The organism is Streptomyces sp. NPDC051822 (assembly GCF_044452745.1).
In the GTDB taxonomy this organism is placed as follows: domain Bacteria; phylum Actinomycetota; class Actinomycetes; order Streptomycetales; family Streptomycetaceae; genus Streptomyces.
The window spans coordinates 378,204-386,453 of record NZ_JBITBZ010000008.1; the positions used below are offsets into that span (position 1 = coordinate 378,204).

Here is an 8,250-nt window from a genome sequence, read left to right on the forward strand (position 1 = left end):
CGCGCGGCCCGCACTTTCTTCCACTTCTCCCTGACCAGGAAAAAGGGTCCGCACTGTGAAGCTTCGCCGCATTCTGGCCACCGCCGTGGCCGCCGCCGTGACCACCCCGGTCGTGTTCCTCTCCGCCACGCCCGCGTTCGCGGACACCAAGCCGTCGCCCTCGCCGACGCAGAAGTCCACGTCGGAGGAGCCCGACGAGGACATGCCTTCGCTGGAGGAGCTGAAGGAGGCCGTCGCCCTGGCCCAGAAGGCGTACGACGAGGCCGTCGTCGAGCTCGACAAGGCCATGGCGGACTTCAAGATCCTGGACAAGGACGACCACCCGCTCCAGGTCGCCGTTGCCGACGCCAAGAAGGCCGCGGACGCGGCTGCCACGGCCAAGACCACCGCCGACGACGCCCTCGCGGCGGCCGAGAAGGCACTGGCCGAGCTCCCCACCGACGCCACCGAGGAGCAGAAGGCAACCGCTACCGCTGCCGTCGCCGCCGCGAAGCGGACGGCTGATGAGGCCGCCACGGCGAAGACCGCCGCCGACGAGAAGCTCGTCACGGCCGACACGGCCCGCGACGACGCCATGGTCGCCGCCAGCCGCGTCATCGGTCTCGCCCAGAAGGTCAAGAAGGCCGCCGCCGAGGACCTCGACGAGGCCCGGGACGAGCTGAAGTTCTTCGAGGAGATCGGCGGGGAGTGCGAGGAGGAGAACACCTCCCTGACGGTCGCCCTGAGCGGTCCCAAGACTGTCACCGCCGGTGAGCCCACCGTCTTCTCGCTGCGCGTCACCAACACCTCCGACGCACCCCTGGACGACGTCAACGCCTTCGCCGGCGCCCTGCGGATCCCCGAGGGCGACGACGTCATCGACGAGGAGACGGACTTCGCCGACCGGATGATCCCGGTCGAGTGGTCCTCCGCCGACAACCTCGAATGGACGTCGTTCACCGAGGAGTTCGACTCCATCGAGATCGGCAGGCTCGCCAAGGGCGCCCACTACGACGTGAAGCTGCGCCTCACGGTCGCCGCCGACGCCCCCGCCGGCAAGGGCGCGGCCTTCTCGCAGGCCGAGTACGAAGCCAACGACGGCGACTGCGGCATGGGCGACTTCGCGGACGTCACCTTCGACATCCTCGCCGCCAAGGGCGACAAGCCGAAGCCGGAGCCGACGCCGACCCCGTCGGCGACGACCACGACGCCGACCCCGGCGCCCTCCACCGCCGGCAACACCAACACCACCCCGCAGGGCGGCTCGTCCACCACGCGCGTGAACGGCTCCCTCGCCGCCACCGGTGCCGACGACACCCTCCCGCTCGGCCTCGCCGCCGGTGCGGCCGTCGCCCTCGGCGCCGGCGCGGTGTTCTTCGCCCGCCGCCGCAAGGCCGACGCGAACGCGTAACCCCTCTTCCGGTCCCCCGTACGGCGTGCGCTCAGCCCGCCGTGCGGGGGATCCGCTTTTCCCAGGTGCGGTGGAAGACGACCTCCCCGCCCTCCTTGCACACCACCTCGTTCGCGGTGAGGAAGGCGTGCGCGTCGCAGGCGATCTCCGAGCGGGTGTCGATCGTGACGTCCCACGCCGTCTCCGGGCGGTGCAGCCGGATCGACCACTCCGAGCGGGTCCGGGCGGACAGCGGGCCGCTCTCGTCGATCGTGTACGTCTCCACGGCGTCCTCGGTGAACTCCAGGCCGTCCGGGTACACGCGCGTACCGCCGTACCTCGGGTCGACCTCCAGGGTCCACTCGCCCTTCGCCACGTCCCTGACCACCACCCGCTCGGGGCGGGGCTCCTCCAGGGTGACCGGCTGGGCGACGCCGAGCGGCTCGGACTGCTCCGGCTCCTCCCACTCGACGGCGTCCTGGGTGGGGCGGCGTACCGGCAGGGTGAGGGAGGAGCCCTCCGGGTCGAGGGTGAAGCCCGCCGCGTCCGGCTGGGGCCAGATCCACGGCCAGTACGTGGAGGAGACGGCCAGGCGCACCCGGTGTCCGGGCGGGAAGCTGTGCCCGATGCCGTTCAGTTCGAAGGCGAAGCTCTCCGTCTCGCCGATCTGGGCCTCCACGGCCCGGTCGCGGCCGTAGCGGGCGGAGAAGTTCAGCGCGCCCCGGGTGACGAGGGTGGAGGAGCCGTCGGGGGCGATGTCGCAGAGCCGGGCGATGACCTGTCCGGTGGGGGCGGCGGCGCGCAGGGCGAGGTTCACGGACGGCCGGCCGAGGATCTCGATCGCAGGACCGTCCTCGGGTACGGGGAAGTCGAAGCAGGCCGAGTGGGCGTCCTCGTCGCGCTGGTCGGGCGGCAGGTCGGCGTCGTTGCCGAAGGGGAAGAAGCGGCCGGCGTCGAGGCCGGTCTGCTGTGGCGAGTCGACCACGACGGGGGTGCCCTGGAAGGCGTACGTGACGGGGGTGACGTTCGGGGAGGGCCAGGCGGGGTCGGTGACCCAGCGGCCGGGCAGTTCCTCGTACACGGTGGCGGGCAGGTGGGACTCGCTGATCCAGGAGCGGAGCAGGGGCTCGGCCATGACGTCGTTCTCGATGCCCTTGAGGTGGTGGTCCCACCAGCGCAGGGTCTCCTGGAGGAAGCCGATGGCGGGGCCCGGCGGCAGGCCCCGGTCCGGGTACTGGTGGGACCAGGGGCCGATGATGCCGCGCACCCGGTCCTGGGGGAGGTGCCGGGCGAGGCGGAGGACGGTGTCGCGGTACGGGTCGTGCCAGCCGCCGACGGCGAGGACGGCGGCCCGGACGGCGGAGTAGTCCTCGCAGACGCTGCCGTGCCGCCAGTAGGCGTCGCGGGTCTGGTGGGCGAGCCAGGTGTGGATGAGGGGCTCGACGGCCTCAAGGCGCCTCAGCCACATCGCGCGCCACTCCTCGCCCGCGTAGCGCGGGTCGGGCGGACGGCAGACGAAGGCGAGCATGGTGGCGGCCCAGGCGTGCATGTCGACGCCGAGGACGGAGCCGCCCATGTAGTGGACGTCGTTGTCGTAGCGGTCGTCGGTGGAGCAGACGGTGACGATCGCCTTGAGGGGTTCGGGGGCGAGGGCGGCGATCTGGAGCGAGTTGAAACCGCCCCAGGAGATGCCGAACATGCCGACCTTCCCCGTGCACCAGGGCTGCTCGGCGAGCCAGTCCACGACGGCGACGCCGTCGGCGAGCTCGACCGGGTCGTACTCGTCGCCGGGCAGGCCCTCGCTGTTGCCGTGACCGCGGACGTCGACGCGTACCGAGGCGTAGCCGTGGCCCGCGTACCAGGGGTGGCGCTGCCAGTCGCGGGGCGCGGTCCAGTCGGTGAGGCGGTACGGCAGGTACTCCAGGAGGGCCGGTACGGGCTCGTCGGTGAGCGGGCGCCACACGCGCGCGTACAGCCTGGTCCCGTCCGGCAGCGGGATGCGGATGTCCTCGTGGCGGGTCTCGTACGGGAAGTCGGTACGGATCTTCGTCATCGGGTCACCTCAGTGGACGGGGTGCGTGGTGCGGCGCGGCCAGGGCTGTCGATCACTGTTCGGGACAAAAAGCTCACTCCTGGTCGTATGAGCTGATCACGAACATACCGGGGGTGACGGGAAGGCGCCCACGGTGATCGAAAGGTGACCGGATACGCTGGCTTGAGTGAATCCAGCGACACATCGACAATCCGTGTGATCTTCAACAGACCATGTGAACCATCCGTGTGATCGTCAGCAGGCGTCAGCAGACAGGAGACCCCCTCGTGACCGTCGTCGGGCCGTTCGGTCTTAGCGTGCGGGACCAGGCTCTCGAAGCCGATGTCCAGACGGGGTTGGCGGCTGTGGAGGCGGGCCTCCTGGACGCCACCAAGAGCGATGTCCCCTTCATCACGGAGGCCGCGCAGCACCTCGTCCTGGCCGGTGGCAAGCGCTTTCGTCCCCTGCTCGTGATGCTCGCCGCCCAGTTCGGCGACCCCTACGCGCCGGGCGTCGTGCCCTCCGCCGTCGTCGTCGAGCTCACCCACCTGGCCACGCTGTACCACGACGACGTCATGGACGAGGCCGACGTCCGGCGCGGCGTCCCCAGCGCCAACACCCGCTGGGGCAACTCCATCGCCGTCCTCACGGGTGACTTCCTCTTCGCCCGCGCCTCGCACACGCTCGCGGACCTCGGCCCCGAGGCCGTACGGATCCAGTCCGAGGCGTTCGAACGCCTCGTGACCGGCCAGATCCTGGAGACCGCGGGACCGACCGACGGCCGCGACCCCGTCGAGCACTACCTCGACGTCCTCGGCGGCAAGACCGGCTCCCTCGTCGCCGTCTCCTGCCGCTTCGGCGCGATGATGTCCGGCGCGGAGGACAGCGTCGTCGACACCCTCACGCAGTACGGGGAGCGGCTCGGCGTCGCCTTCCAGCTCGCCGACGACGTCCTCGACATCGCCTCCGACTCCCACGAGTCCGGCAAGACCCCCGGCACCGACCTGCGCGAGGGCATCCCGACCCTGCCCGTCCTCCACCTGCGGGCCGCCGCGGCCGCCCACGGCCGCCCCGAGGACCTGGAACTCGTCGCCCTCGTCGACGGCGACCTCAGCGACGACGAACGGCACGCCGAGGTCCTGCGCCGGCTGCGCTCCCACCCCGCCCTGGAGCAGGCCCGCCGCGACACCGTGCGGTACGCCCAGGAGGCGCGCGCGATGCTGGCGCCGCTGCCCGACGGGTACGCGAAGGCGGCGCTGGCCGAGATGTGCGACGCGGTCGTCCACCGCGCGGGCTGACAGGACCGCCTCGTCTTCACCGCGCGGGTCAACCGCGGGGGTGAGGCGGTCTCAGGGTCGGGTCATCCCGAAGCAGTACGTGAGGTTGATCCCCGGGGCTGACGTATCCCCGCCGCCGCTTTGGTGAGATGGAGACATCGACCACGGAGGTAGCGGAGACCATGGCAGAGACCCGTAAGGCGAGCCGGTTCATCGTCCCGGTCGCGGTGGCAGGAGTGGCCGCGGCGACCATCGGACTCGTCCCGGCGCTGGCGGCGTCCGGCGACCCCGAACTGCCGGAGATCACGGCCCAGCAGCTCATCGAGAAGATCGCGGCCTCGGACACCCAGACCCTGTCCGGCACGTTCAAGATCTCCACCGACCTGGGACTGCCGTCCTTCGCCGGCCTGATGTCGGGCCTCGGCGGCGACGGCGGCGACTCGTCCGCCGACCCCTCGGAGAAGCTCACCGAGCTCGTCTCCGGCACCCACACCCTGCGCGTGGCGGCCGACGGCCCCGAGCGCCAGAAGCTGACCCTGCTCGACGGCTCCGGCGAGTACAGCCTGATCCACAACGGCGCCGACGTCTGGGCGTACGACAGCAAGTCGAACGAGGTCTTCCACGAGAAGGCCCCCGAAGGCGCGGGCGCGCCGGAGGAGAAGGAGGTCCCGACCACGCCCAAGGAGCTCGCGGACGAGGTCCTGAAGGCGGCCGGCGACACCACGTCGATCACCGTCGGCGGTACGGCCAAGGTGGCCGGCCGGGACGCGTACCAGCTGGTGATCAAGCCGAAGCAGGCCGGTTCGACGGTCGAGTCGGTCAAGATCGCGGTGGACGCGGCGAACGGCACCCCGCTGAAGTTCACCCTCGCCTCGGTCGAGGGCGGCAAGCCCGTCGTCGACGCGGGCTTCACGAAGATCGACTTCGCGAGGCCGGCGGCCTCGGACTTCACCTTCAAGGCGCCCGCGGGCGCCAAGGTGACCGAGGGGGCCGCGGAGGACGCGGCGGGCGATGAGAAGCTGCCGGAGGGCTTCGAGAAGGGCCTCGGCGACCTGGAGAAGGGCTTCGGCGGCTTCGGGGGCTCCGGCGAGGGCATGAACGTCATCGGCGAGGGCTGGACGACGATCGCGAAGCTCGACACGGGGGCTCCGGCGCCGAAGACCGACGAGGCGCCGAAGGAGGTCCAGGGCTTCCTGGACTCCCTCGGCGACAAGGTCACCGGGAAGTTCGGCTCGGGCACCGTCTTCAAGACGAAGCTGGTGAACGCGCTCCTCACCGACGACGGCAAGGTCTACGTCGGCGCGGTGACCCAGGACGCCCTGGTGAACGCGGCGAACGCCGGCAAGTAGCCGCAACAGGCAGGCTGGTTGGGACCCCGGGCGGGTCGGGGGCGATGGTCACCGACCCACCCGGGAGCTTTTTCGTTTCGCGCTACGGGAACGTCAGCTTGAAGCTGTTGATGTAGCCCGTGTCGACCGAGGCCGTGTCCTGGACGCGGAGCTTCCAGGCACCGTTGGCGACCTCGGATGAGGCGTTCACGGTGAAGGTCTGGACGATGTTGTCGGCGCTGCCGCCGGACCGGTTGCTCAGGCTGTAGACCGAGCCGTCGGGGGCGACCAGGTCGACGACGAGGTCACCCCGGTAGGTGTGGACGATGTTCACACCGACGGAGAGGGCGGCCGGAGCGTTGCCGGTGATGCCGGTGACGTTGACCGTGGAGGTCACCGCGGCGCCGTTGTCCGGGATGGACACGTCGGCCGTGTTCTCGAAGACCGTGCCGGTGGGCGGCGGCGTCGAGGTCCCGGACAGTGCCCAGATCGCGTGGGCGACGGCGTCGCTGTTGCGGTCCAGGGCGGTGTCGTTGATGTTCGCCGTCGTGTCGCAGGACGAGTGGTAGCAGCGGTCGAAGGCCGTGGCCGTACCGCCCCACTTCGCCACCTGGGCACTGGTCTTGACCCGGCTGGCGCCCGTGAAGAGCCCGCCGACGGGTATGCCGACGTTCTTGAACGAGGCGTGGTCCGAACGGCCGTCGCCCTCGGTCTCGATCTCGGTCGGGACGCCGAGACCCGCGAAGTAGTTCTTGAAGGTCGTCTCGATCGTCGGGTCGTCGTCGTAGACGAAGTAGCCCGGGTTCGGCGAGCCGATCATGTCGAAGTTCAGGTACCCGGAGAGCTTGGAGCGCTCGGTCGTGGGCAGCTGGGCGACGTAGTACTTCGAGCCGACGAGGCCGAGTTCCTCCGCGCCCCACCAGCCGAAGCGCAGGTGCTTGGAGGGCTGGTAGCCGGCCCGGGCCACGGCGAGCGCGGTCTCCAGGACGGCGGCGGAGCCGGAGCCGTTGTCGTTGATGCCGGCGCCGGAGGAGACCGAGTCGAGGTGCGCGCCGGCCATCAGGACCTGGTTCGGGTCGCCGCCCGGCCAGTCGGCTATCAGGTTGTAGCCGACGGCGCTGTTGGAGGTGAACTGCTGGATGGTGGTGGTGTACCCGGCGGCGTCCAGCTTGGCCTTCACGAAGTCGATGGACGCCTTGTAGCCGGTACGGCCGTGGGCGCGGTTGCCGCCGTTGGCGTTGGCGATCGACTGCAGGTCCGTCAAGTGCTGCTTGACGTTGGCGAGCGGGATGTCGGGCGCGGCGGCGGCAGCGGCGGGACTGGCCGAGGCGCTGGTGCCGGTGAGACCGCCGAGGGCGAGCGCCGCGAGTGCGGCGGCCGCGGTCAAGCGTCTGGACACGGAGATGTTCATCTGTGGGGGCTCCGGATTCCGAACGGGGATGGGACGGAACGTGCGAGACGCCTCGGGCGTGGGTGCCACGAGGCGCTGGAGCTGTACGAGTGCATGTGCGGTGTTCAGTTGTTCTGGTGTTCTGGTGTTCTGGTGTTCTGGTGTTCTGGTGTGCGTGCTGAATGTTCAGCGAGGGTTTGACTTCGCGTCAAGAGCGGAAACCGGTCAGGGGCGTTCGCTCACCGGACAGGTGGCTCTGGGCGCGTATCCCTGGGGAGGGAATTACGGGGTGGGGATGGGGGCGCCGTCGCCGTCGCCGAGGTCGTCGCCGATGTAATCGGACTCGGCTGGGACCAGAGGTGGTTGGTCGAGGATCTCGATGAAGGCGATGCGGCCGTTCAGCACGTCCAGGTTCAGCATCCCGTCCTCGGGAAGCAGCGGCACGCAGCGGTGACCTTCCCCGTAGGGCTGCCCCTGGGGGTGGCCCGAGGTGCGGATGCTCTGGCAGAAGTCGTCGCTGCAGCCGCAGGGCCCGTACATCCGCACGTCGTGCACGACGATGGCGAGCTCACGCTCGCCCTCGCTCTCAAGAAGCCGCACGAGCTGGCGGACGAGGGCGGGATAGACGTCGCGAAGGAGCCGGGGCGAGGGGTTTTCCTGGTCCATGGGGGGAGGCTACTGAGGTGCTGGGGGCGGGCCGGCTACGTGGGTGTCGGGTGCGGCCGCCCTCTTTCCGAGTGTGGCGTCCTCCGCCGCCGGGTCAAGGGCGCTCCCTGCGGTCGCGTCGCTGCGCGATGGGCTGCGCCCACCCTTGACCCGGCGGCGGAGGCCGCCTTTTCACACTCGGAGGGCGG

At 70.5% G+C, this 8,250-nt stretch carries 6 protein-coding genes; 3 read left to right on the top strand and 3 right to left on the bottom strand.

Features of this window, described 5'->3' with window-relative positions; genetic code table 11:
* The first annotated feature begins 55 nt into the window (after positions 1 to 55).
* Positions 56 to 1,390 (top strand): LPXTG cell wall anchor domain-containing protein, encoded by a 1,335-nt coding sequence (locus ACIA8N_RS25110; RefSeq protein ID WP_365786565.1) that lies wholly within the window; start codon positions 56 to 58, stop codon positions 1,388 to 1,390.
* Positions 1,391 to 1,421: 31 nt separating this feature from the next.
* Here ACIA8N_RS25110 and ACIA8N_RS25115 read toward each other — a convergent pair whose 3' ends face one another.
* Positions 1,422 to 3,422 (bottom strand): CocE/NonD family hydrolase, encoded by a 2,001-nt coding sequence (locus ACIA8N_RS25115; RefSeq protein ID WP_365786563.1) that lies wholly within the window; start codon positions 3,420 to 3,422, stop codon positions 1,422 to 1,424.
* A 266-nt stretch (positions 3,423 to 3,688) separates the two neighbouring features.
* Between ACIA8N_RS25115 and ACIA8N_RS25120 the strand changes: the two genes are divergently transcribed.
* Positions 3,689 to 4,699, top strand: a complete 1,011-nt coding sequence (locus ACIA8N_RS25120; protein WP_365786561.1) for a polyprenyl synthetase family protein — start codon at positions 3,689 to 3,691, stop codon at positions 4,697 to 4,699.
* Between the two features lie 161 nt (positions 4,700 to 4,860).
* The gene (locus ACIA8N_RS25125) at positions 4,861 to 6,027 is read left to right on the top strand and encodes a DUF2092 domain-containing protein (protein WP_365786559.1); all 1,167 of its coding nucleotides are present in this window, start codon (positions 4,861 to 4,863) and stop codon (positions 6,025 to 6,027) included.
* Positions 6,028 to 6,109: 82 nt separating this feature from the next.
* On the opposite strand, the gene ACIA8N_RS25130 is transcribed toward ACIA8N_RS25125, so the two are convergent.
* Both ACIA8N_RS25130 and ACIA8N_RS25135 read right to left on the bottom strand, forming a co-directional pair.
* Positions 6,110 to 7,417, bottom strand: a complete 1,308-nt coding sequence (locus ACIA8N_RS25130) for a M28 family metallopeptidase (RefSeq protein WP_365786557.1) — start codon at positions 7,415 to 7,417, stop codon at positions 6,110 to 6,112.
* Between the two features lie 261 nt (positions 7,418 to 7,678).
* Positions 7,679 to 8,062 carry a hypothetical protein gene (locus tag ACIA8N_RS25135; protein ID WP_365786555.1) on the bottom strand — a complete coding sequence of 128 codons (384 nt, stop codon included), beginning with the start codon at positions 8,060 to 8,062 and terminating at the stop codon, positions 7,679 to 7,681.
* Positions 8,063 to 8,250 lie beyond the last annotated feature (188 nt).